The sequence below is a fragment of the Acinetobacter sp. GW821-FHT01C12 genome (assembly GCF_059422625.1).
Genome location: NZ_JBWKXD010000002.1, coordinates 498,478 through 522,741 on the forward strand (window position 1 = coordinate 498,478; position 24,264 = coordinate 522,741).

A 24,264-nucleotide genomic window follows, 5' to 3' on the forward strand; every position below is an offset into this window, starting at 1 on the left:
ATCATTATGAGGGATGGTTATTTTCTTCTGATTTTCTATTGTAAATCTGGTTTGCAAATGGACTGAATCTTCTCCCCTGCAATCACCTTTTTGGCAAATGGAATAGAATCTTGTAGGGAAGCATTCACTGTCTCACTATGTCCCAATCCATGATACAAATGCCCTTCAACGACTGTACCTGCCTTACATGCATCCGCCACCAACTTCATTTGATTACGTGCATCTGGTGTACGATCATTTGCCCCAGTGCCAATAAATAATGGATGATTGATTTTTAAGGTCGGGTAATAGCCATAATCATTGGATTGTTTTTCCTGTAATTTTTTATAGATCGATGGTGGATTCACCTTATAGGCTTGCGCAGGTGAAAGTCCTGCTGTTTGAATATCTCCCATAAAACTGGTCAAACAGGCATTTCTTGCTTGTTCCACCAAAGGTACTGCTTCAGCGGTAAAAATATCTTCAGTTTTGATTTCAGGAAATAAGCTTTGCGTCACTAGAAAACTATAAATACCATATGCTAAGGATGGACTGACTTCATAAGGATTTAACTTTAACTGATTCTTTTCAGCTGTTGCCTCGGGGTCCTGATAAATCACCCCTGTGCCAATAGATCCTTTAATATTTAACTCTGGTGCATAGGTTGCTGAATAAGCTGAAGCTGAAACAGCCCCTGCCCCACCTTGAGATTGCCCCACAATAACAAAACGATTTGCTAGAGGTAATTTCGTTTTAAGCGCAGCTCGACCGCTGTCTAAAATACTATAAGCAAGCATTGGATTATTGATCAGCAAGTGCGGGCCAGCCACACCAAGTCCTTCATAGTCAGTTGCTACTACAGCGAATCCTTCTTTTAACCATCGGTTTAAATATTGTACATCTCGATAAGATCGTCCATTCCAAGAAGGTGCGCAGGCATCTGCTAGACCAACCGTACCATGTGCCCATAACACAACAGGCCAACCTTCTTTCGGTGGCGTACCTTTAGGAAGATGTACTGTCCCAGAAACCACAATGGGGGTCTTACTATCCCTTCCACTTGTTGAACTATATAAAATACGAATGGCCGTACTATCATTGTCCAAACGGATATAAGGGTTGCTGATGTCCTCTGTCTTTAACAGTTTTCCAGCTTGTTCTGGAATCGCAGCTTTCCATGTATAAAATGCTGAAACACGTCCATCCCCATAACGATCTTCAGGCTGTGGGGCTTGCTGGGCATTTGCCATTCCAGCAGACGTTAGTATGCTTGCGACAAAAACGGATTTAACCACATTAGATATAAAAGTATTTTGCATTTTCATGACCTTGAAACCTATTTAAAAACTGTTTTAAAAATTTATTTTTTAATTTAAAAGTCGTAACTTACACGGCCATATAAATACGTTCCAAAGGCACCTTCTGGCGCATTAAAACTGTATTTGACGATGTTCCCTACAGATGAGTCTTTGGCTTTGTCTGGGTAACTGTTAAATAAATTATTTGCGCCCAGATTGAATTTTAGCCCTTTTACCCACGCATCTGCTTTGTAGCCAAAGTCCAAATCAGCAATCCATTGCGGATCAAAGGTCTGATCCAATGAAGTATTGGTATTATTTAAGGTGGTCCATTTATCATAACGACGGACTGCGGCATTGATACTCCACGCTTGATTTGACCAAAGTGCACCCAATGCTAATTTGGTTTTTGGCGCTGTAGATTCAATTAGGCTTTGGGTATTTCGACCAGCAATACTAGAGACTGGAATTCGCTCACCTTTTGCAGTGATTGAGTCTCGGCTGTCAGTGATTTTATTTTTATGATAAGCCAAGCCTAAATTCAGCTTTAACTTGCCATATTGTTCAAGATCAAGATCATGTTTTAACGCGAACTCCAAACCACGCGTTTGCGTATCTAATAAATTATTAAAAAACGCCACATTGGCAATATTTGCATACGGCGTATTTGCAAAAGCATTATTGATCACGCTGCCAGTAATATTGTCAGAAAGTAAAATACGATTTCGAATATCGATTTGATAAAGGTCTAAAGTTGCAGAGGTATTGATAAATGGTTTGAGTACCAAACCTAAAGAATAATTGGTGGATTTCTCAGGCTTAAGTGAAGTTCCACCAATCAGTAAAGCCGCTTCACTTCCCGCAACTAAAGTCCTTTGCTGTACATCTTGCCAACCTGTCGGAGTTTGCACCGTTTGTACACTATAAGCGGAGTATCCTTGCTGGGCTAATGACGGTGCGCGATAACCTGTATTGACAGATCCACGAAGGGTCAACTGCGGAGAGATATCATATTTGGCAAAGAGTTTGCCGTTGGTTGTCGAGCCAAAGTCTGAATATTTTTCTGTTCGAATGGCAGCACCAACATTTAAATCTTTTACAATATCGGCTTCGAGATCCAAATAAATGCCGTACACATCTCGACTAATTTTGCGTTGGTCTTGATCTGTAATACCCGCGTATATACCTGGGATACCCGTACCTAAAGCCGTACTTGGATTAAAATAGGGTCCACGGGTATAGGCAATCGGGTCGCCTGCATTTTGTTTATATTGTTCCCAACGGTATAGCGCTCCCGTCGAAACAGTCAATGGACTGGCTAAACCATCAATTGCAAAATCACGACTATAGTCCAGTCCTGTATTGAGTTGGGCAAAAATGTTTTCCCCTAAATCATAATGAGAGGGTGAATCTGCACCATAACTTGGGTTAATACCATTGCCTTGTTCAGTGCTGACTTTGTTTTGTCCATAAGTGGCATACAGGTCATATTTCCCTAAAGTCTGGTTGCCTTGTTTAACCCCAAACGTGGTCGCAAAATCATCCACACTGACTAAACTCAAAGGTGAGCGTCCATCAGGATAACGTTGCTTAAAATAACTGGATTGATTCAGTACTGTTTTGGTGGTTGGAGGTTCATAAAAATTTTCCCCGATGGTCTTACGATGCCCATAACTACTAAAACCATACAAGGCAATTTCATCAGTTAAAGGTAAATCTAAATTCGCAGTGATATTGATTTGGTCTTTTTGTTCAGGAGAACCAAATTTCCAAGTTCTAAATGGTGTGTTCTGCTCGGTATATTGGGCTTGGGTTGAACCATCATAAAATGTTCGCGTATCTGGTGCAGTATTACTTGCAGCTTCACGCTTTCCTAAATCTACGGCAACAGTTAAAGCACCATCATTGGGTAATTCAAAGCCTTTCCAAAGATTGATTTTATGCTGTTCACCATCCCCTTGTGTATAGCCTCCAGTTTGATAACTCACGCCACCACCATGATCACGTGATTTCAATATAATGTTAACCACGCCCGCGATCGCGTCAGAACCATATTGAGCTGCGGCACCATCTCGTAAAATCTCTATACGTTCAATGGCACTAATCGGGATTAGGCTTAAATCTGTTACCGCAGCACCTCTCCCCCCAGCATACGCTTGTCGAGTGAAGTAAGCCGCTGTATGGCGACGTTTACCATTGATCAAAATTAAGGTTTGATCTGCAGATAAACCTCGCAATGCAATACTCGGCGGCACCGATGCACCGAAACCACCCGCAGGTGATGTTGGTAAACTCACTGACGGCGATAAGCGTGTTAATGCAGCGGCAAGATCACCTGCCCCTGTTTCTTGTAGTTCTTTGGCTGTCACAATGTCTACTGGAGCAGGAGCCTCTAAAGCACTATTGATAGCTCGCCGAGAACCCGTTACAACAACTGATTGCAATGTCACGACATCCTCTTTTTCTGATACAGGCCTTTGTTCATTTGCCAAAGTGATTGAGGCGGTAAGTGTACTGAACGCAAAAACAGAAGAATGAAGAATGAATTGAGAAAAATATGTACGCATATAAGCTTCCTTAACGATCTGCACCGATATAGCAAAGCCAATGCCAAAATTTTTATTATTGAATATCAAAAACTTGTCATTAAAAATAAAAAATCATTGTTTATATTTAAACAATGATTCGAAAAAATGTTTATAAAACCACAGATTTGCTAGTGGCGCATAAGCTTATACAAGTTGATTGTGTAAATAAGATTGATACAACTGATAGTAAGATTGTTGCTGTTGAATCAGTTGTTCATGAGAACCTTGTTCCACTACAGCCCCATTCTCAATCACCACAATTTTGTCTGCTTCTTGAATGGTACTTAAGCGATGTGCGATCACAATACAGGTTCTATTTTTACATAAGCGTCGAAGGGCATATTGGATTTTCTGTTCCGTATAAATATCAATCGCAGAGGTCGCTTCATCTAAAATTAAAATTTTAGGATCAGCCAAATATGCACGTGCGAGACAAACAAGTTGGCGTTGCCCATGACTTAAATTTTTTCCGAGTGTTCCAACTTCAGTAAAATAACCATGAGGAAGCTGTCCTAGAATATCATCTGCACCAAGTTCTTCAATCGCCTGAATCAGTTGTTGATCTGTAGCTTCGGGTTGAATTAAACGTAAATTGTCTAAAATTGTGCCGCTAAACAAGACATTGTCCTGTAAAACAATACTGACATTTTGTCTTAAACTGTCCAGATGGATATCCTGTATCGGATAACGGTCTAAGAAAATCCCACCCTGCTGAGGCTCATAAAACCGTGTCAGTAACTGAACGATCGTGCTTTTACCATGACCTGTCGGCCCCACGATCGCAACCACCGTTCCAGCGTCGATCTCTAAATCAAAATTTTGTAAAACAGCTTTGGTGGTATAAGCAAAATCTACAGACTGAAAACGAATATGCCCGTTAAGTTGCCCTAATTTCAAAGCATGCTGTGAATCTTGAATGCTAGATTGGGTATCTAAAAGTAGAAATATCCGTTGTGCACACGCTGCACCATTGGCATAACGCTCAAATAAATCGGTCAATTCCTGTAAAGGTGCCAAGAATAAAAACACGTAAAAAATACTTTCGGCAAACTGTCCAATACTGATGACACCTTCACTATAAGCATAACTTCCAATCACAATAAAAACCGCGGTTGCCACTGTCGAAAGCAATCCAGTAAATGGGGCAAACCAGCTGGTCCGCTTACTTCCATAAATAATAGAATCATTAAAATCTTTTAAGAGCTGCTGATAGCGCTGTTGATTGGTTTCACTATAATTTAATTGCTGAATAATTTTGGCGCCATTTACCGTTTCAACCAAATGTGCAGTAAATCGACTGCGTTCTTCGGCAACCCGTCCCCAATGCCGTTGTGATGACTTTTTAAATATTGCAGTCATTGTCAATAAAATCGGCAAAGTAGCAAATAAACACCAGAAAAATGGGGGATAGATATGCCACAAAAGCACAGATGCTAATCCACAACGTAAAATCGCAGAAAGTAGTTCAGGTGGTCCTTGTATCAATACTGGTTCTAAAGTATCGACATCACGATCCGCTCGTGAAATAATTCGGCCCGCTTTAGTTCGATCAAAATAACCAATATTTAAAGCTTGAATATGTTGAAATAATGAACGTCTTAGATCATTAATAACGCTTAAGGCCGCTTTTCCAGACAAGTATTTTGATACACCTGCTAATCCAAAACGACACACCCAGCTGAATGCCAAAATAGCAATTGCCATAAAAAGTACAGGCTGAGACAACACCAGTTTCCCAGCCACTTGCTGAAATCCAGAATCTAAAATGTACTTGACTGCCCATGGGCGTACAAAGATGCTCAGCACTTGTAAGATCTCTACTGAGATCATGGCTAGAATTAAATAACGAATCGGATAAAGCAAAGGAATGAGTTTTTTTAACATTCCGCGATGTAGCGCGGTTTTTGCTAAGTTTTCTTCGATCTGCAGATCAGAGATTTTCGTCAGCGGTCGGAAATTTTTAACCGTGGTATTCATGCTTGAATCTCCTGTTGCGCCTTCTGAAATCCCATCAACTCCCGATAAAATTCGCAATGCTGGAGCAATTCTGTGTGGCTCCCTTGAGCAAGAATTTGTCCCTGATCTAATACGATAATGCGATCTGATAAAGAAATCGTGGTCTGTTTATTTGAATTGATCAGAATGGTTCTTTTGAGCTGATTTTTATTGTCAGCCAAGCCTGATAAACGCTGTAACACCTGTTTTTCTGTAGTGGAATCTAAAGCACTGGTTGAATCATCAAGCGCCAAGATTGGCGAGTTTTTTAAAATTGACCGTGCCAGTGCAATCCGTTGTTTTTGCCCTCCAGATAAGGTGACTCCCTTGTCCCCTATTCGTGTCTCCAGACCAGCATCGAGTCGCTGTAACAGTTCAGATGCTGAAGCCAAATGCAATGCGTCTCGCATCTCCTGTTCAGTCGCATCCTGTTTGGCTATTTTTAAGTTATCCGCCAAAGTTCCTGAGAAAAAGAAATTATCTTGCGGAATAATCTGAACCATATGACGTAAGTTAACCAAACTAAGATCTTTAAGATTGAGCCAACCGCGTTGATCTGAACCAATCCAGACCTGCCCTGCGGTTGGATCGATAAAACGATTGAGCAAGTTCATCAGTGTGGTTTTACCCGCTCCAGTTTTCCCCACAATGGTGACGATTTCACCTGCTCGGAATTCAACATTACACTGTTTTAAAATATACTTTTCTGTGCTTCGATCCTGAAAACTGACATTTTCCAGTCGAATATTTAAACCTTCATCCCCATCAGCATCCCCTTGTAGTGGCAAAGCATGTGCAGCATCTACAATTGCCGATTTCTCATCTAGCATTTGCCATATTCGAGTTGCCGATGAACGTGCATCTGCAAAAATATGTAAGACCTGTCCAATACTTTCAATACGAAACACCAATAAATTTGCCATAAGTACAGCAGCCACAAATTGCCCAATCTGTAATTGATTTTGTCCAATTAAGTAACCACCAAACCCAATCACCCATAAGTAGGAACAGGCAATAATCATTTGAGGAATCGGTAAGCGTTGTGCACTGGTGCGAATGGTTTGAATGGAATGACGAATAAAGCTATCAACCGCAGCATTAAAACGTTGTAAGAGCTTTTCCTCAAGTTGAAAGGCTTTGACCACTCGAATGCCATTGACGCTTTCAGCCAAAGTATCACTGACTTTTTCATAGGCATAGGCAACTTGATGATCCAGCACCACCAACTGATTGGTCAGTTTAAACAGCACAGCTAGGCCTAGAAAAATAAAAATAAGCGGGACGATCCCCAACCAAGGATGATACCAACACAACAATCCGACTGTTGCGGCGACCACTAGACTGGATTCAAACACTTGTCGCCAAAAATTAATTAAAGCTTCTTTTAATTTATCTGAATCTCGGGTGGTTCTTGATAAAACTTCACCTAATCCGTGTTTCCAGTGCCATGAAACATCTAAATGCTGGACCTGGCTAAAGATTCTTTCTCTTAAAATACTTAACAATTGCTGTCCAATCGTCAAGGCACTTAAACCCGCTAAATATTGAATAATGGCACGAAGTAAAGCGATACTCGTCAGTAGAATAAACCAAAACCACGGATTTAACGGATCTGTAAAAGCATGCTGAAATAAACTTTCAGGTTGGCTGTGTTTTAGCGTATCAATCGCATGTCCGATTGAATATTGCTGTAGTGCTAAGCCAAAATTAGCAAGGACAAATAATGTTGCCGTCAATACAAAGCGAAATGGCATAAAACGATATAAGGCCAAACTTCGCAGCAGTGGATAATTTTTAAACATAAAAATAAAACAACAACTAAAGATCTATAGCTCACTGCGAGATCTATGCCAAATTTTTCAAAGGCACAAATATTTTAATCCACTGTTTTATATTGTTTTTTTAAAAAAAGTGTTTGATGAGATGTTTGATTTAAAACATCCGCACTTGTTATCTGTTGTTATTGCAACAATATTTGATATATCAACATCATAAAAATAGATATTAAAAATATATTTTAAATATCAATAAGTTAAACAATGGCATCAATATTGCTTTAAAGCATTCAAATCACAACAGGATGTCACAATGACAACACTTCAAACGCAACCATTAAATACACTTTGGTATACACGCTGTCCAGTTCCTACAGGGCTCGGAATCTCGATTCAAAAAGGCTGGCTAAAAGAAAAATTTATTGAGCAACAAATTGAAATTAAATCAATTCGTGAATCGAACTCAAAAGAGGTTCGTAACTCACATTTTAACCATACCCTTGCCAATTCAGTTCGGCATGGTGGCAGTATTCCTGCAATTTGGGCATATGCTTCTGGACAAAAAACCAAAGTCATCGGTTTATCTTGGGCAGATGAAGTCCAATTACTGCTGACTCGATATGATTCCCAAATTAAGACGGTTGAGGATCTAAAAGGTAAACGCTTTGGGCTCCCACTGAATCAAGATGCCATCATCGATTTCTCTCGTGCTCAAGCCATTCGCGGTTTAGAAAATGCATTAAAAACAGTAAATCTTAAGGTCAGTGATCTGGAACTGGTGGATTGTCTGCGTGCTGATATATTAGTGGCGCAACAGCAAAATCATACCGAAGAAAATGATGCGAGTTTCTTTAGCAATCGTAATAAACTGAGCGCAAGTGCAGAGATTGTGGCTTTAATCAAAGGGGATGTCGATGCCATCTTTTTAAAAGGCGCACATGCAGCACAAATTGCCCATGATTTTGCCCTGCATACCATTATTGATATTGGTTCACATCCCGACCCTATCCTACGTTCAAATAATGGTACCCCTCGAACACTAACTGTGGATGAAGATTTTCTATCGCAATATCCACGACAAGCTCAATCCATTGTCGATGCGGTTTTACAAGCTGAACAATGGGCGCATGTGCATGCAGATGAAACTCACCGCTATCTGGCTAAAGAATGTAATAGCAGTGAACAATGGGTCCATGCAGCTTATGGCGCAGATGCACATCTCAAGCTGAATACCAATTTTGATGAAACATCGATTATTGCCTTACAAGACCTCAGTGACTTTCTCTATCGCTGGAAGTTTATTCCAGCTCAAATCAATGTTCGTGAATGGCTAGCACAAGACATTGCTATTCATGCACAAGTGGCTTAACAATACGAAAAAATAAAAGGTTGTCGTGATGACAACCTTTTATTTTTCAGCTTTCAAATTTAAGGCATCGCCTATACAAAAGCTTCTGACTATTCTCAACGCATAAAGCGCTGCTTCTCACCGAAAAAAATATGCGATTAAGTACTGCCTCAAACAGTTGTGGATGAGGTTTCCGAGTCGCATATTTTTGTCGAACTCAAATTATGACTTAAATTTGGTCACATTTTCAGCCTGTTTCTTTAAAAGTACAGAATTATACTCACCAGGTGGAATATTATTTAAATAATAATTTCCAACATGATATAAACGCCAACGAATCGGATCATGTGTGGTATGTGTACGAGCATTACGCCAGAAACGATCTAAATTCCATTTTGACAAAGTAGAGCTTGCTCCAAGTAAGCCAAAGATTTCACTGGAAATTTTCAAAGATGCATGGTCTGACTGACTCCGTGTGGCAGCCACAGATAAAATCAATTCAGTTTGTAAGGCTTCATCTTCCAGATTGGTTAAATGCTGCTCAAAAATCGCTGCTGAGCGATCTAAAAGTGCTTCTGCTGAACGGACCAAAACTGCAAACTCACCAATTTGCTTAATGATATGCGGTTCCTGTGTCGGGGAGTCAACGCCACTTTCCACCCAAGGACGAGCATTCTGTTGCAAATAATCAATCCCCCCTTCAAGTGCACCTTTAGCAATACCTGTATCCATAGCTGCATGCAAAATCTGAGGCCAAGTTAAACCTGTGCGTAGCACTGTCCCTAAACCACCAGTATTGCGCTTGGCAACATAGCGTTCATCGACAACAACATCTTTAAAATTGACTGTGCCACTGACACTATTGTTTTGCCCCATTGCATCCCAATCATCGAGCAGCTCTACCCCATGCGTATCACGATGAATCAAGATCGAAACAGGTCCATCATCACTGCCTGCAAATAAAGAGATCCACTCGGCCAATAAAGAGCCTGTGGAATAAAATTTACTGCCATTTAAGATTAACTGCCCTTGTGAATTTCTTTCTACACGGGTCTTATGCTGAAATTTATCTTTTCCGCCCACTTCTGCGAGTGCATTGCCTAAACGTTTACCACTCAATACATCACGCAATAATTGATCGCGAATATCATCCTCATAACCCGTTAAAATTCCTCGAAACATGGTGAAATGAATTTGTAGAAGTTGCCCCACACCACCATCTGCAGATGAAATGATCTTTACCACATTGACCAATGTGGTAATACTCGCGCCTAAACCACCAAATTGTTGAGGAACAATAATCGCTGTCAGACCTGCTTCCGAAATTAAGCGGGCCTGTTCATAAGGAACACTTTTGTTATATTGAGGATCTTGAGCAAATTCAGTCAGTTGTTTTGCTACTGCCTTGGCAATATCCAATGCTTCTTGTTCACTTTGAATATGTCTTATACTGCCCAATTCTAAAAAATTGTGTTGCTGAATATCGTTCATTTTAACTCCGGAAAATCTCTTGTTTTTTATGCACAGATACGCTGTGCTGTAGTCTTAAATAAGCTGGGTGCATGTGTGAGCAAAGTTTTGGTATACGCATGTTGCGGATGACTCAGTACTTGATCGGTTTCACCGTATTCCACCAGATGGCCATTTTTTAAAACGGCAACTCGATCAGCAATTGCTCTAACTACCCCAAGGTTATGGGTCACAAAAAGTAAAGTTACGCCTTGCTTTTGCAGTTGTTGCAACAGTTTTAAAATAGATGCTTGTACTGACACATCTAAAGCAGAAGTAATTTCGTCGCAAATCAAAACATCAGGCTGGCATAACAGCGCTCGTGCAATCGCTACACGTTGCCGTTCTCCGCCAGATAAATCTCTTGGGTAGAGTTCTTGAATCTGTGAAGAAAGCGAGACTTGTTGAAGTACCTGAACGACCTTTTGTTGAGTTTCTTGCTGAGATGTAGCAAAAAAGTGTTGAACCACTTTAGTGAGTGTCTGTCCTATGGTATGTGCTGGATTCAAGGCTTTATATGGATTTTGAAAGATATATTGCAGTTTATGTCGTTGTGTTAACTGACGTTTTTGTCCCTGCAAGGACAATACTTCATCTGCTAAAATCACCTGACCTTCTGCATTTTCATTCAGTCCTGCAATCACTCTAGACAGTGTAGTTTTACCTGAACCAGACTCCCCGACTAAGGCCAAACATTCTCCACGCTGTATTTGAAAAGAAACATCGAAAAGTGCTTGTTGCTGGCCATACCAAGCATTGATATGTTCTACTTTAAGCAGTGCCTGTTGATCTGTTTTTACTTCCATCAGATGCGAATCAAGCTCTTGAAAATTGATCACGCCCACTTCATCCCAATGATGACAAGCAACAAAATGTGGATCAAATGCTTGAGATAACAGGGTTAATTTCGGTTGCTGTTGATGACATATTTCGCTAGCGAAAGTACATCTTGCGGCAAAGGCACATCCTGTTGGACGGTCATTCGGTGCGGGTGCATGTCCTTCGATGGGGGATAAATATTTACGAATCGACACATCGGGGATGGCATTGAGTAAACCTTGAGTATAAGGATGTTTTGGCGTTTCAAATAACTGGCTTAATGCAGCATCTTCTGCAATCTGGCCTGAATACAGGACGATTACGCGATCTGCAATATCTTTCACCACAGTCAAATCATGTGATACATAAATTGCTGCGACATTATATTCCCGACATAATTTACGAATAATATTCAGCACTAAAGTTTGGGTCGTAACATCCAATGCTGTTGTCGGTTCATCCAAGACAATTAAGCGAGGCTGTAACAAAAATGCCAATGCTAATAAAATCCGTTGTTGTTGCCCGCCGGAAAGCTGATGAGGATAGCGTTTTAAAAACACATCATCCTGAGGCAATCCCACTTCATCTAAAATTTTAGCAACTTTATGATTTCTTTCACTACTGGATAAGCGTGATTGATGAACTTCTAATAACTCAAGTAGATGCTGTCCAATTGTTAATGCTGGATTTAGTGCCGTTCCCGGATCTTGGGCAACGTGACTGATTTTATAACCTCGAATTTGACGCAAGGCGTGATCGTCAAGACTGAGGATATCTTGTCCATCCAGCGCAATTGTGCCTTGAATAATTTTGGCACCATGTCGTGCATAGCCCAATAACGCACTCGACAATGTGGTTTTTCCTGAACCACTTTCTCCCACCAACCCAAGGACTTCGCCCTCGTTTAAATGAAAAGAAATATTCGAAACCACATGCTTGCCTGTGTTGACCAATGCCACCGTTAAGTCTTTTACCTGTAGTACCGTATTCTTTAAAATCTCTGTCATGGTTACTTTTCCTCAATCCGCGCCGCGGCACGCCCTACACCTTCAGCCAACACATTGGTTCCCAGCGCAAACAAAGCAATTAAAATCACTGGTGCAAATACTGCCCACGGTTGAACCAATAACCCAGCACGATTTTCATTAATCATCAGGCCCCAATCGGCTGCAGGAGGTGCGATACCATAACCAAGAAAAGCCAGACCAGATAACATGCCAACAGCCCACGTCAACATTACCCCAAGATGAATTAATAAGGGTGTCAGCATATTGGGTAGGATTTCACGGAATAAAATATAGCTTTTCGAATAACCTAAAATTTTTGCGGCCTCTACATACTCTTGCTCAACCAAATTTAGCGCAACACTTCGTGCAAGACGTACTACCCCAGGAATAAAAGCAATCGAAACAGTGAGCACAATCAGCCATGGCTCACGCCCTAACATCGAAACGATTAATAACACTAAAATCAGATCAGGAAATGCCATAAAAACATCGGTAAGCCAAGTCACAAACTGGTCAACTTTATGTCGTGCAAAAGCAGCCAATATGCCTAAACTGGAACCAATCATTAAAGCCACCAGACTGGCAGCGAGGGTCATCCAAATAATTGAAGCACCTCCAGCTAATACACGAGACCAAACATCATGCCCAATATAGTCATAGCCAAGAAAAGCCTGTGCTTCAGGCGCACCATAGGTCATGCCCACTAAGGCCGTTGGTTCAAAAGGAACCAGCACTGGGCCAATAAGCGCAAATATCAAAACTAAGCTTGTCACCACAAAGCCAAAACGGACTTGTCGCTCAGAAATCAAGGCTTTAAAAAACTTACGTTGATACCAATGAAGTGTACTCATTTCCCCTCTCCTGAATTGATATTCTTCAAGGCATTACGGCGATCGACAGGCTTTACCGTAATCGGTCGGCCAGATTTCCATAAACGTAATGCCTGACGTAAACCAGGTGAGCGGGCTTTATGTTTTTTTGCAGTGCGTATTTTCGGTGTGAGTAAAGTGGTCATTAAGTCTGCAATTAAATTGACCACCACCACACAGATGGTCAGCAATAACACAATCGCTTGAATGGTAGGAATATCCCGCATTTCAATTGCTGCATTCAATGCATTGCCAATTCCGGGATAACTAAATACAACCTCGATAATTAAAGCCCCACTGAGTAAAACCCGTATGGTCAATGCCGTGCCTTGTACTACGGGCACTAAAGCATTAGGTAAAACATGCTTCCAGATAATGCGATGCTCTGGAATACCGCGTAATCGTGCTGAAGTGACATAATCAGACTCTAAGGCATCGATCATTGAGCCTCGCACAAGACGCATGAGATAAGGAATAAGCGATAAAGCTAACGTTAAAATGGGTAAAATTAAAAACTCTAACTGGCTAAACGGAGACTGCCCAGGAATCAGCAATGATGCAGCGGGTAATACATGCAAGATCGAAGTTGAAAACAACATCATCAGCCAAATGGCAATGACAAATCCGGGCACTGCTTTAAAAATAATCGAGCTAGATACAATGATTCGGTCTAGTTTGCTATCACGACGTAGCGATAACCAAACCCCAAGTAAAACTGAAATCGGTACAGTGATTGCCACCACCAAGCTACTCAAAGCAAGCGTATTACCAAAATAGTTTTGAATAATCTGTAACACAGGTACATTGGAATCAATTGAGCGTCCAAAATTACCTTGTAATAATTGAGTCAGCCAATTCCAGTATTGCACCAATATCGGTTGAGTCAGCCCCAATTGTTCACGCAGTATTTGAACCGTAGCTTCTGGTGCTTCTGGCCCTAAAATGACCCGCGCAGGGTCAGATGGAAGTGCTTGAGTCGCGATAAATACAATTAAACTAATCACAAAAATCACCAAAACTCCTGACACGATACGGGTCAAAAACCAAGGTAACCATGCAGGAAATTCAAACGACTTGGCGATAGCTGAATGTTGAATCGAGGTTTCAATTTTGCTGGCTTGAGTCGTCATCATCACTCCCCTTTACGCCAAAACTCATCAGTTCGCCATGCTGCAAAACCGGTTCGATCAGGTGTTACACCACCAATCTGATGAGAATGTGCATCTAAAACATTGTTAAAACCCCAAATCAGTAAGCCACCTTGTTCATGCTGAATTTGCTGTGCCTCATGCACCAGAACTTTGCGTTTTTCCAGATCAGGCTGTTGCAATGCGTGATGCACCAGCTCAGTAAAACGGGCTTGATTAAAACGGGTTTTGTTATTGGCTGCACCGGGTCCATCAATCTGCAATACCGTCAATAAAAATGGACGAGAAACATTTGAACCTGTACTCAATGCCCAATCTTGTTTGACTGCATCTGCAAATGTTGCAGCTTCAACTTGTTTAACGTTTACAATCACACCAGCTTGCGCTGCATGTTGCGCAAACACCAAGGCGGCATTGCTATCAGGTCCCGTATATAAATCAACTTTTAAGTTTTGATCAAAACCAGCGGCTTTTAATAGTGTTTTAGCTTTGGCTAAATCTTGCTTACGTTGTGGAATTTCATGGTTATAAACAGGATCACTAAATGAATACAGATCGTTGGCAATTCGCCCTTGTCCCGCCAATGCCCGTTTCACTAAATCATCCCGATTGGCAATCAAACGAAATGCTTGTCTGACACGAGGATCATTAAACGGTGCTTTAGTGGTATTCATGTCAAAGGATTGCCAAGCATCTGTTTCAGATGAAACAACACTCAGCCGTTTATTGGCTTGAATCAAAGATAAATGCTCGGCACTAATACCCGATGCAATATCAATTTGCCCTGATTGCAAAGCAGCAAGACGCCCGGTTTGGTCTTTAAAATCTATAATTTCAATGGCATCTGCATAAGGCTGATTGTCTTTCCAATAATTTTCAAAACGTACGAAACGGGAACGTTGACCTGGGGTAAAACTTTCCAGTTTAAACGGGCCTGCCCCGACGACATTCTTGATTGGGTCATAATCTGTTGGAACAATACCACCCCAACTCATCCATGCTTCAGGTAAGGCTACTAAGCCTTTGCCTTGAGCAAATGGAATTTCAACGGTGTAATCATCACGCTTTTTAATCGCATCGCGCTGTAGTGAATACAAATAAGCCGCAAAGGGAGACGCCAGTTTAGGATCGGTCAAACGACGTAAAGAGAAAATGACATCATCGGCTGTAATGGTTTTACCATGATGAAATTCAAGCCCTTTCTTTAACCGAATCGTCCATTTAGTCCCATCCTCATTAGGTTCTGCAAATTCAGCAAGCGCCAATTTAGGTTGAATATCTCGCCCCCACTCCCATAATTTGGCATATAACGGCCAACCTCTAAAGGCACTCGACATTCCAATCGGCTTATGGGCATCTAAATTTCCAGCTTGATTACCATTAATCACCCCAATTTTGATCACTCCACCTTTTTGCGGTGTGGCATGCTGGCTTGTATGTGCAGCAGCTTCATTTGCTGCTGAGGAATCGGAACGAGAACACCCGATCAGGCTTGCTGCTGCAATCGTACCTAGACCTAAACCAGTATTTTTAATTAATGCTCTACGCGTAATTTTACTCATAGGATTCTCCTTTTAAACCACAGTTTCTTGATTCAACAGAGAATCTACAGAGGAGCGTTTTTTTAACTTCGGTAACTCAAAACCATGATCGAGCTCAAGTAAAGGAAACAACAAGTCTGCAACACGGTAAACTTCAGTGATTAAAGGAAAACCCGACAAAATAAATGCAGATGTACCGTAGCTTTCATATTCTTGGATACGTTGAGCAATATTTTCAGCGCTTCCGACCAATGCGGTCCCCGCAGCGGGATTTAAGATATCAAAGCCAAACAGTGATGGCCCTGTCCAAATATTTGGATAAATTTCAAAATCTTTAGCTTGAGGTAATATCCCCTGACGTAAGCGTTCTAAATTTTTTTGAACAATCGGGTTATTACTTTGATAGCTTTCAAAAGTTTCATTGGGTGGAAGCTGACGTTTTACTGCTTCAATCGCATAATTCACATCAATTTTATCGAGTAGAGACTGCGCGTATTGCCACGCTTCTTCTTCGGTTTCACGAATGATAATTTGTAAGCGAGTTCCATACTGCAAAGTTCGCCCAACTTTAGCGGCTTCTTTTGCAACTTTACTGAATTTTTCTCCCAGTAGCGGCGGTGTGTTGGCAAAGCTTAAATACACATCCAGCAATTCCACTGAATGTTGTACCCCTTTCGCTGATGTGCCAGCGCCCCACAGTGGTACGCCTTGTTTTTGGGTTGCCCCATGCCATTTTGACATCGGTGAAGCACCCTCTTGGCGTGGAGCCACTTGAATAAACTCACCCTGAAAACCAGATTTATCGCCTAAATAATTCTGTTGAAATGTGCTCCAATATTCTTTACTAAAGTCATAGCGTTCATCATGTGAATAATGAATACCCAATGCGGCAAGTCCCTGATCATTGCCATTGACCACATTAAACAACAAACGTCCCTGAGAAAATGCATCAAAAGTTTGTGCATATTTGGCTAAAACTGCGGGTTGAACTTCACCTGGATGCTGCGCAACCAAAAACTTCAGGCGTTCAGTAAAAGGAATTAAACTCGCAGCAACCGCCAGTGTTTCATACTCACTTGTACCCATGAGCGAACCGTAAAACCCCAGACGATCTGCGGTAATTGCAATTTGTTGCAAATGTTCATAATCGGTATCCCAGCGTCCCGACTCCAACCAAGGATAGGGACCATCAGGCGAGGTGAGATACCATAAAAGTTTTACAGCCATAATATTCTCTATATTTGTTTTTAAATCATGTTTCTAATGGAGTGGAAGTAATCCCAGTGATTTTGCTTTTTCAGTCAATCCGCTCATTTTCCACTGTTGCTGTAACACCCCTTGCCCATATGCACGACTTCCTCCAACCAGTTCTGCTAACAGTTGAATTTGAGCACCTTCTTCAAGCAATAAAATAAATTCAGCAGTTTCCTGTAGACCTTGACGCCCCCAAACTGTGGCACCGCCATTGGCTTCCAAAATAGCCCGATGCTCAATATCAATCTTGAGTTGATCTAAAATGAAATCGACTTCTGCCTGACGGCGATCGATATAAATCGGTAATTCATTAAATAAATGAAAACGCTGAACAGGCACATATCGAATCGGTAGGGTTCGGTGTGTTTGGGCCCAAGCACCTAAATTCGGTGCATGTACATGAGAGATTGTGGTGACATCTGCATGTTCACGAAACAGTTTGTTATAACGGCCACCAGCACCTTTTCGCCCCAATAAAACTTCACCATCAAGTTTCTCTACCAGTACTTTGCTTTTTTTATCTCGTGACCAAGGACCTGCATAGTTAAAGGTCACCAAGGTATTCTCAGGGGCGCGTTCAACAAAATTGACTGTGCCATTGGCAGTGATTGTGCCCGTCTCACGGAACACCTCAAATGCAAATTCAGCTTTTTCACGGTTACGTTCAATAAAATCATTGAGTTCAGGTGAAAGTGGCGATTGAATCAGTGTAGTCATGATAAATATCCTGTTTTAACGTTGTTTATTTTGGCGACGCTTTAAAACTTCGAGTAATGGGCGATGATCGACCCATGTATTAAGGTCGACGTCTTTTTCAAGGAAGCCATGTAACCAAAGAAAATCTTTTTGTTGTTTTAAAAGCTCAAGGCGTTCTTCACTTAATGAAGGGTGTAAAGATTTATGAAAATTATTACGATACGCTGTAGCCACACTTTCAGCACCCGCAATGGTTTCATCTTGTAGAATAACCAGCACTTCATCTAAATGATCTTCTGCCCAGTCTGCTGTATCAAAAAGCTCTTCCAGAAAATCCACGACGACATCAAAGTGATGTTCCAATAAATCTTCATGTACCGTGATAGGACGAGGTGTCCCGTTGTTCACACGTGAAGTCACATCTGCAAATTGATCTAAATCGATACCGACTTTTAAACCACGTTTGGTGGCAGCCTCAACAGCCGATGCCCCTTTGACATACACGGCATCCACCTCACCTGTAATCAAGGCATCAAGGCCTGACCAATAGGCACTGGCATCACGATCTTGTTTCGATTCAGCTCGCTCAGGAACTTCAATAAAATCAACATCACGAAAACTTAAATTTGCAAGTTGTAAAGCCCCTCGAATACCTTGTAATGACATGGCTCTAAAAATACTGCCTGCACGTTTATCGGCATATTCAGGTAAAGCCACTTTGGCATTTTTTAAGTCTTCAGGTTGACGAATTGCTGAATCAGGTCGAACAATAATCACTTGCCATTCATCAATCCAAGTTAATCCAATCAGACGACTTGGGGCACCTTCTGAACGTGCAGCCAAAGCAGGTACATTGCCACCCTCACGGAATAAAGCCGGAAGCTGATGATCAAAATGATGCACAGACAAGCCTTTACGTGCATCTTGCAATACCGCAACATCAATACCATGTCGCTCAAATTTTTCGACCAAGGTGCCGCGTTTTAATGAGATTCCTGTTGCAGTGGGTACTGGACATCGTGTGACCCAAATTTCAGATAAAGTACTTTTTACAAATTCTTTAGAATTTTCTTTTTTATCGACGACAAGTGACATAGGTATTCCTTAAGATACTTCCAATTTCATATCACTTGTATTGAGCAGCTTTTATGCCAATATTTATTTTTATAATTTTCAATGTTTTATGTAAAATCCAATTTTAATAAATGTTTAGATTTCATCACTTGTTTTAGATTTAGTGTTGTTTTATCAACAGCACTTTAAGCAAGCCTGCCCTGAGACAAAAACCCCATCCGCTTTATTTTTGATTGAACAGATTTAAATGATTTAAAGCCCTTCATTGAATCAACATACAGCACCATATAAAAATATAGTGCTGTATCGCTTAAATTAAAAATCGATAGAAGCCGACAGCATATAAGTTCGAGGTGCGCCCAAGGCTAAACTGGACAATTGTGGCATGCCCCAATAGGCCTTATTGGTCACGTTATTGATACTCGCTGCTAAGTTCAGTGGAAAACTTGAAACATTGGTCTTGTATCTCGCCCCAACATCAAACAGTGTCCGTCCAGAAGCATGTAATGTATTTTCCTGATTGATATATTGCTTTGAAACTGCTGTGGCATTTCCAGTCAAGGTTAAACCCTGCAACATCGAAATATCCCACTCCATGCCTAATTTCGCCTGTTGCTTGGCAACCCCAGTCGCAGTATTGCCTTGGTTTTTACCACCTGCAGTTTTGGTTAATTCAGGATCAATATAGGCAACACCACCGATTACACGAAGATTCGCAATAGGTGCTCCAAAGAAGCTCCATTCAATTCCTCTATTGCGCTGCTCGCCATCAGCAGTAAAAATATTGCTGATAGGATCGGTATAGCTACTTGGTTTTTCAATTTCAAACAGACTCAAAGTATTTGAGAATTTCCCTAAATCCATTTTAATCCCAAGCTCTTTTTGTTTTGTTTTAAAAGGTGCAAAAACTTCACCCGCATTTGCTGCAGTATACGGTGCAGTTGAGCCTTGGCTTAAGCCTTCAATATAGTTTGCATATAAGGAAATATGTTCTGTGGCTTTAAACAATATCGCAGCCCCAGGTGTGGTGGCACTTTCATCATAACGAGATGTTCGACTGCCTGTAACAATATTAAAAGCTTCACTCAGCACATTCTGTTGTCGTACACCCAAGGTCAATTGGACTTGATCTTGAGCAAAAGATAAGGTGTCCGCAATCCCATAACTGTTTAAACGAGATGCTGTTTTAGAAATATGTGGCGCATTAAAGCGAACTGGATTTCCCCAAACTGGATGATAAAGATTGGTGATCCATTCAGCCCCAGCCACGTTTCTTACCCCATAGTCATTTTGATCATGTTGGTAATACGTTGCATTGACAACCCATTGGTGACCAATAGATCCTGTATCAAATTTTCCTTTTATGCCCAGATCAGCTGATTTCTTTTCAAGATCAAAAGCCAACTGACCAATCTTGGTTTCGAGCCTGCCTTGACTGTCGAGCACGGTCGCTGACATGGCACCATTATATTTATAATCGGTTTTACTTTGTCCATAAGCGGCATATGCCATAACTCGATCACTTAAGTCATATTCGCCACGAAGCATAGCGCCCTTATCTTTGGTTTCAACAAAAGACCAGTCTGGATTTAATAGTGTGTCTGGTTTTGGTGGTTTAGGAATCGCAACCCCTGAGAGTAAATTAATCCCACGGTTGACACCATCTACTCGATCCTCAGCTGTATAGAGGTCTGCTGAAATACGTGCACGTTCACCACGCCAATCCAGACCTACAGAAACTAAGGCTGTTTTTTTATCTTGGTCCTTAATTGCCCCTATTCCATCACGATATACTGTATTTAAACGTACACCAAAATCTTTATTTTGACCGAAACGTCTGCCGATATCGAGATGACCACCAAACTGTGAATCAGACATATAGGTCGCGCTAAAACGTTGCAATGGATCATCGCCTGCACGCTTGCTGACTAAATTGACCATGCCTCCCACAGATCCTGCTGGCGGCATCCCATTGAGTAATGCTGTAGGTCCTTTGAGTACCTCGATTCGTTCAAACATTTCAGGAGAGCTTCGATAAAAAGGTGTGATGCCAAACATGCCGTTCATTGACATATCACTTGTACTCGAAGCAAAGCCACGAATATAGTAGTTTTCACTCCAGCCGCCACTGGCACCATTGGTAAATACCGATGGGTCGGTTTTAGCAATGACATCTGTAATATCTTTTGCCTGTTGATTTTCAATATATTGGTCTGTATAGCCAATGCTATTAAATGGCGTTTCTAAGAAGCCTTTTTCACCTAAAAAACCCAATTTATTCTGCGAAGAAATCTGCCCCGCTAAAACACTATTTTTTTCATTCACAGCTTGTACATGGATGGTGGGTAAATTTTGCAATGCCTCGCGATCTGATGATGGCAGATCAGGTGTTTGCGCATGAATTGTTGAGATCGGAATCACCAAAGTTAATCCGAAACTTAACAACAGTTGAGCAGAAATCAAGTTTTTCAGTTTAAATTGCGGGCTTAAATCTCGGCACTGTGGTTTCAAAGCGTGCTGAAAAAGTCGACGACCATATTTCATATACAAATTTCCTTTCATTTTTTAAGCACAAGTTTCCCTATCACACTTTTTTTATTGAAAAGTATGCTGTAGTTACTTGTTCACGGTATGGGTGTTTTGGCTAGAGCTTATCTGGCTATAAATTTATCGTGTAAAGACCTAATTCATAGCTGATACCCCTTGATGACATCATCAATTAAAATATGCATGGAGGTTGGGCTTGCCGCAGTGATGTACCAAGCATCTGCATCAACAAAAACTACTTTGCCATTTTTCCATGCTTTGGTTTGGCGTAATAAAGGATTACTCATCCGCTCAGCATCAATCGTCGGACGATGTTCCATGACGGCTGTACGATCGACGATATACAAAATATCGGGATCAGCCTGTTTGATAAATTCACTAGAAATCGGTTGACCATGCAAACTTGTATCTACCACTGTACTGGCTGGTTTTACTCCAAATGCATTAAATACAAAGCCATAACGTGACTGAACCCCAAAGTTGCTAAAGGCACCATTGTTATGTAAGACCACCAAAGCTTTTTCAGGACGATTTGCAGTTATTTTGCGTACTTCTGCTAATTTGGCATCCAATGCATCTACTTTTTGCGTTGCCAATTGCTGTTGATTAAAGATCTGGCCTAAAGTGATCAAATGCACTTTAATCGCCTCAATGTGATGCTGCTGACTGTTATTGAAATTGATGTCATAGTGCACAGTCGGAGCAATTTTACTCAACGCTTGATACTGATTTGCTTGCAGTGGCGTCATTAAGATGATGTCTGGTTTGAGTGTGTAAATCCGTTCCATATTGGGTTGAACAATCGCACCTAGATCTTGAACCTGTTGATCATCTTTATACTTTTGCAAAAAATGCGGTACATAATCTTTGGGCATACCCGCAATAGGAATACTCAGTTGATCAAGAAAATCAGCTTCATTCATATCCAATACCGCAGCACGTTGTGGATGATAGGCAATGCTGGTGGTTCCTAGTTCATGTTTAACCACGATCGGGGTTGCTAACTTTTGAGCGCCTTGGTTCGCATCAGCAGCAGGTTTTTTGTCACATCCTGATAAGCTGATTGCGGCTATCAGGGTCAGTGCCAGTGTCCAGTCGTTATTTTTCCATTTCATGTGTATTCAAGCTCCTGTTGAGTTGAAGTAGTTGCACATACAGCCTTGTTCACTGTAGGTAATTTCAAAATCAAGTTCATACAAATCATCTAATTGTTGCGCAGTAATCACCTGTTTGACTGGACCACTAAAACGCAGTTTGCCATTCTTCAATGCAACAATATGGTCAGAATAATTCGCTGCAAAATTGATGTCATGAATCACCAGAATCACGGTACGCCCCTGTTCATCACATAAACGACGTAATGCATGCATGATCTGAACAGCATGTTTCATATCAAGGTTATTTAAAGGCTCGTCCAATAAAAGCACCTCAGTCTGCTGAGCAATGGTCATCGCCAGAAAAGCCATCTGCCGTTGGCCTCCACTCAATTCATCGATATAGGCTTTACGTAATGCTTCTAAATTTAGAAATTGAATTGCCTCATCAATCACCTGATGATCGTTTGCGGTCAAAGCACCACCGCTATAAGGGAACCGCCCAAAAGACACCAGTTCTTCTACGCTCATGCGTAAGTTAAAGCTTGGAGACTGTCGTAAGGTTGCAACATATTTGGCATATTCAGCCGTTCGGATCTGGGTAATATCTTTCTGCTGAAATAAAATTTGACCTTGATCAGGGCTGGATAAATTCGCCAGCATCATCAATAATGTTGATTTACCCGCCCCATTTGGACCAATGAGTGAAGTCACCTGCTTTTCAGGAAATTCAATATTGACATCCGAAAGCACACTTTTTCCCCCATAGGATTTATGGATATTACGCACCCTAATCATGAAACACCTCTGGCACGAACTGTCAGTACAAGAAAGTACACACCACATACCAAATTGACTAAAATACTGACTGTCGTTTTATAATTAAAAACATGCTCAACTAAAATCTGAGCGAGAATAAATATGGCAATCGCTACAACACAGCCGATAGCTAAGGTAAATTTATGTTGATGTGTTCCTGCGAGTGCATAAGCAATATTGGCAATAAACACCCCCATAAATGCGGTAGGGCCAATCAAGCTGGTTGAAATTGCAACCAAGATCGCAATCAAGGCAAGATAAAATTTGACGTATTGATGATGATCAATCCCCAATGAAATTGCCTGTTCACGACCGAGCACCATCACATCCAAAACAGCATATTTTTTTCTCAGTAACCCAAGAACCATAACAACAGTCACCACTGCATAAATTAATGTTTCAGGTTGAGAACGATTAAATGAGGCATAGCTGAGTCCTTGAAATACTGAAAACTCACCGGGGCTTATTTTGAGCTGGATAAACTGAGTGACGGTACTAATCACCATAGTGAGTACTAAGCCAAATAACAGCAGTTGAAAGACATCATTGCGCACTCGGGTCAGCAACCAACGGTGCATTGCCCACGAATAAAACAGCATCAGCAAGATTGAAACAAAGAAATTTCCATTTAAACCCAGCCATGACAATCCAGAAGTGCCAAGAAAAAACAGCAACATGACCTGCCATAACAAATAGACGGCTTCATAGCCCATGATGGATGGGGTTAAAATACGATTGCCGACGATGGTCTGAAAGATAATCGAAGAAAATGCAACACATATTCCGCCAAGCACGATGGTGGCGAGCCGAACCAGCCGTTGCGGAATGACATAATCAAAATCAAATCCTGCATTTAGAAAGACAAACAATACCGCCAGTACCATTACGCCGAATACCAGCATCG

The 24,264-nt window shown here is 41.2% G+C and carries 17 protein-coding genes; 1 reads left to right on the forward strand and 16 read right to left on the reverse strand.

What is annotated here, in order from left to right; translation table 11 throughout:
• Positions 1-35 precede the first annotated feature (35 nt).
• The 4 genes from AC07WY_RS07910 to AC07WY_RS07925 form a co-directional block, all read right to left on the reverse strand.
• Positions 36-1,298: a lipase family protein gene (locus tag AC07WY_RS07910; RefSeq protein ID WP_419327115.1), complete on the reverse strand. Its 1,263-nt coding sequence runs from the start codon at positions 1,296-1,298 to the stop codon at positions 36-38.
• 53 nt (positions 1,299-1,351) lie between these two features.
• Positions 1,352-3,844 (reverse strand): TonB-dependent receptor plug domain-containing protein, encoded by a 2,493-nt coding sequence (locus AC07WY_RS07915; RefSeq protein WP_262086662.1) that lies wholly within the window; start codon positions 3,842-3,844, stop codon positions 1,352-1,354.
• 165 nt (positions 3,845-4,009) lie between these two features.
• Positions 4,010-5,842: an ABC transporter ATP-binding protein gene (locus AC07WY_RS07920; RefSeq protein WP_262086663.1), complete on the reverse strand. Its 1,833-nt coding sequence runs from the start codon at positions 5,840-5,842 to the stop codon at positions 4,010-4,012.
• Positions 5,839-7,662, reverse strand: a complete 1,824-nt coding sequence (locus AC07WY_RS07925; RefSeq protein WP_494736096.1) for an ABC transporter ATP-binding protein — start codon at positions 7,660-7,662, stop codon at positions 5,839-5,841. The genes AC07WY_RS07920 and AC07WY_RS07925 overlap by 4 nt, the downstream gene beginning before the upstream one ends.
• Positions 7,663-7,948: 286 nt before the next feature.
• Here AC07WY_RS07925 and AC07WY_RS07930 point away from each other — a divergent pair, with 286 nt between their 5' ends.
• A complete protein-coding gene (locus AC07WY_RS07930) occupies positions 7,949-9,004 on the forward strand; it encodes an ABC transporter substrate-binding protein (RefSeq protein ID WP_262086665.1) in 1,056 nt (351 codons plus the stop codon).
• Between the two features lie 201 nt (positions 9,005-9,205).
• On the opposite strand, the gene AC07WY_RS07935 is transcribed toward AC07WY_RS07930, so the two are convergent.
• The 12 genes from AC07WY_RS07935 to AC07WY_RS07990 form a co-directional block, all read right to left on the reverse strand.
• Positions 9,206-10,474, reverse strand: a complete 1,269-nt coding sequence (locus AC07WY_RS07935) for an acyl-CoA dehydrogenase family protein (RefSeq protein WP_004823398.1) — start codon at positions 10,472-10,474, stop codon at positions 9,206-9,208.
• A gap of 26 nt (positions 10,475-10,500) precedes the next feature.
• The gene (locus AC07WY_RS07940; RefSeq protein ID WP_494736097.1) at positions 10,501-12,318 is read right to left on the reverse strand and encodes a dipeptide ABC transporter ATP-binding protein; all 1,818 of its coding nucleotides are present in this window, start codon (positions 12,316-12,318) and stop codon (positions 10,501-10,503) included.
• Between the two features lie 2 nt (positions 12,319-12,320).
• Positions 12,321-13,169 (reverse strand): ABC transporter permease, encoded by an 849-nt coding sequence (locus AC07WY_RS07945; RefSeq protein WP_494736098.1) that lies wholly within the window; start codon positions 13,167-13,169, stop codon positions 12,321-12,323.
• On the reverse strand, positions 13,166-14,317 hold the full coding sequence (locus tag AC07WY_RS07950) for an ABC transporter permease (protein ID WP_262087513.1): 1,152 nt from the start codon (positions 14,315-14,317) through the stop codon (positions 13,166-13,168). The genes AC07WY_RS07945 and AC07WY_RS07950 overlap by 4 nt, the downstream gene beginning before the upstream one ends.
• Positions 14,318-14,319: 2 nt before the next feature.
• The gene (locus tag AC07WY_RS07955) at positions 14,320-15,897 is read right to left on the reverse strand and encodes an ABC transporter substrate-binding protein (protein ID WP_262086669.1); all 1,578 of its coding nucleotides are present in this window, start codon (positions 15,895-15,897) and stop codon (positions 14,320-14,322) included.
• Between the two features lie 12 nt (positions 15,898-15,909).
• Positions 15,910-17,103, reverse strand: coding sequence for an LLM class flavin-dependent oxidoreductase (locus AC07WY_RS07960; protein ID WP_494736099.1), 1,194 nt, complete (start codon positions 17,101-17,103; stop codon positions 15,910-15,912).
• 33 nt (positions 17,104-17,136) lie between these two features.
• Positions 17,137-17,847, reverse strand: coding sequence for a class II aldolase/adducin family protein (locus tag AC07WY_RS07965; protein ID WP_262086670.1), 711 nt, complete (start codon positions 17,845-17,847; stop codon positions 17,137-17,139).
• A gap of 15 nt (positions 17,848-17,862) precedes the next feature.
• Entirely contained in the window at positions 17,863-18,921 is a 1,059-nt protein-coding gene (locus AC07WY_RS07970) for an ABC transporter substrate-binding protein (RefSeq protein ID WP_154130563.1), read from the reverse strand.
• 294 nt (positions 18,922-19,215) lie between these two features.
• A complete protein-coding gene (locus tag AC07WY_RS07975; protein ID WP_494736100.1) occupies positions 19,216-21,444 on the reverse strand; it encodes a TonB-dependent receptor in 2,229 nt (742 codons plus the stop codon).
• A gap of 143 nt (positions 21,445-21,587) precedes the next feature.
• Positions 21,588-22,562 carry a siderophore ABC transporter substrate-binding protein gene (locus tag AC07WY_RS07980; protein ID WP_494736101.1) on the reverse strand — a complete coding sequence of 325 codons (975 nt, stop codon included), beginning with the start codon at positions 22,560-22,562 and terminating at the stop codon, positions 21,588-21,590.
• A 6-nt stretch (positions 22,563-22,568) separates the two neighbouring features.
• Positions 22,569-23,339: an iron ABC transporter ATP-binding protein gene (locus AC07WY_RS07985; RefSeq protein ID WP_056513049.1), complete on the reverse strand. Its 771-nt coding sequence runs from the start codon at positions 23,337-23,339 to the stop codon at positions 22,569-22,571.
• Positions 23,336-24,262 (reverse strand): iron chelate uptake ABC transporter family permease subunit, encoded by a 927-nt coding sequence (locus AC07WY_RS07990; RefSeq protein ID WP_419335455.1) that lies wholly within the window; start codon positions 24,260-24,262, stop codon positions 23,336-23,338. Before AC07WY_RS07990 ends, AC07WY_RS07985 begins: the two co-directional genes overlap by 4 nt.
• Positions 24,263-24,264: the final 2 nt, after the last annotated feature.

Coding starts and splice junctions, on each gene's coding strand:
- AC07WY_RS07910 (WP_419327115.1), bottom strand. CDS start 1,298: ATGCAAAATACTTTTATATCTAATGTGGTTAAATCCGTTTTTGTCGCA.
- AC07WY_RS07915 (WP_262086662.1), bottom strand. CDS start 3,844: ATGCGTACATATTTTTCTCAATTCATTCTTCATTCTTCTGTTTTTGCG.
- AC07WY_RS07920 (WP_262086663.1), bottom strand. CDS start 5,842: ATGAATACCACGGTTAAAAATTTCCGACCGCTGACGAAAATCTCTGAT.
- AC07WY_RS07925 (WP_494736096.1), bottom strand. CDS start 7,662: ATGTTTAAAAATTATCCACTGCTGCGAAGTTTGGCCTTATATCGTTTT.
- AC07WY_RS07930 (WP_262086665.1), top strand. CDS start 7,949: ATGACAACACTTCAAACGCAACCATTAAATACACTTTGGTATACACGC.
- AC07WY_RS07935 (WP_004823398.1), bottom strand. CDS start 10,474: ATGAACGATATTCAGCAACACAATTTTTTAGAATTGGGCAGTATAAGA.
- AC07WY_RS07940 (WP_494736097.1), bottom strand. CDS start 12,318: ATGACAGAGATTTTAAAGAATACGGTACTACAGGTAAAAGACTTAACG.
- AC07WY_RS07945 (WP_494736098.1), bottom strand. CDS start 13,169: ATGAGTACACTTCATTGGTATCAACGTAAGTTTTTTAAAGCCTTGATT.
- AC07WY_RS07950 (WP_262087513.1), bottom strand. CDS start 14,317: ATGACGACTCAAGCCAGCAAAATTGAAACCTCGATTCAACATTCAGCT.
- AC07WY_RS07955 (WP_262086669.1), bottom strand. CDS start 15,897: ATGAGTAAAATTACGCGTAGAGCATTAATTAAAAATACTGGTTTAGGT.
- AC07WY_RS07960 (WP_494736099.1), bottom strand. CDS start 17,103: ATGGCTGTAAAACTTTTATGGTATCTCACCTCGCCTGATGGTCCCTAT.
- AC07WY_RS07965 (WP_262086670.1), bottom strand. CDS start 17,847: ATGACTACACTGATTCAATCGCCACTTTCACCTGAACTCAATGATTTT.
- AC07WY_RS07970 (WP_154130563.1), bottom strand. CDS start 18,921: ATGTCACTTGTCGTCGATAAAAAAGAAAATTCTAAAGAATTTGTAAAA.
- AC07WY_RS07975 (WP_494736100.1), bottom strand. CDS start 21,444: ATGAAATATGGTCGTCGACTTTTTCAGCACGCTTTGAAACCACAGTGC.
- AC07WY_RS07980 (WP_494736101.1), bottom strand. CDS start 22,562: ATGAAATGGAAAAATAACGACTGGACACTGGCACTGACCCTGATAGCC.
- AC07WY_RS07985 (WP_056513049.1), bottom strand. CDS start 23,339: ATGATTAGGGTGCGTAATATCCATAAATCCTATGGGGGAAAAAGTGTG.
- AC07WY_RS07990 (WP_419335455.1), bottom strand. CDS start 24,262: ATGCTGGTATTCGGCGTAATGGTACTGGCGGTATTGTTTGTCTTTCTA.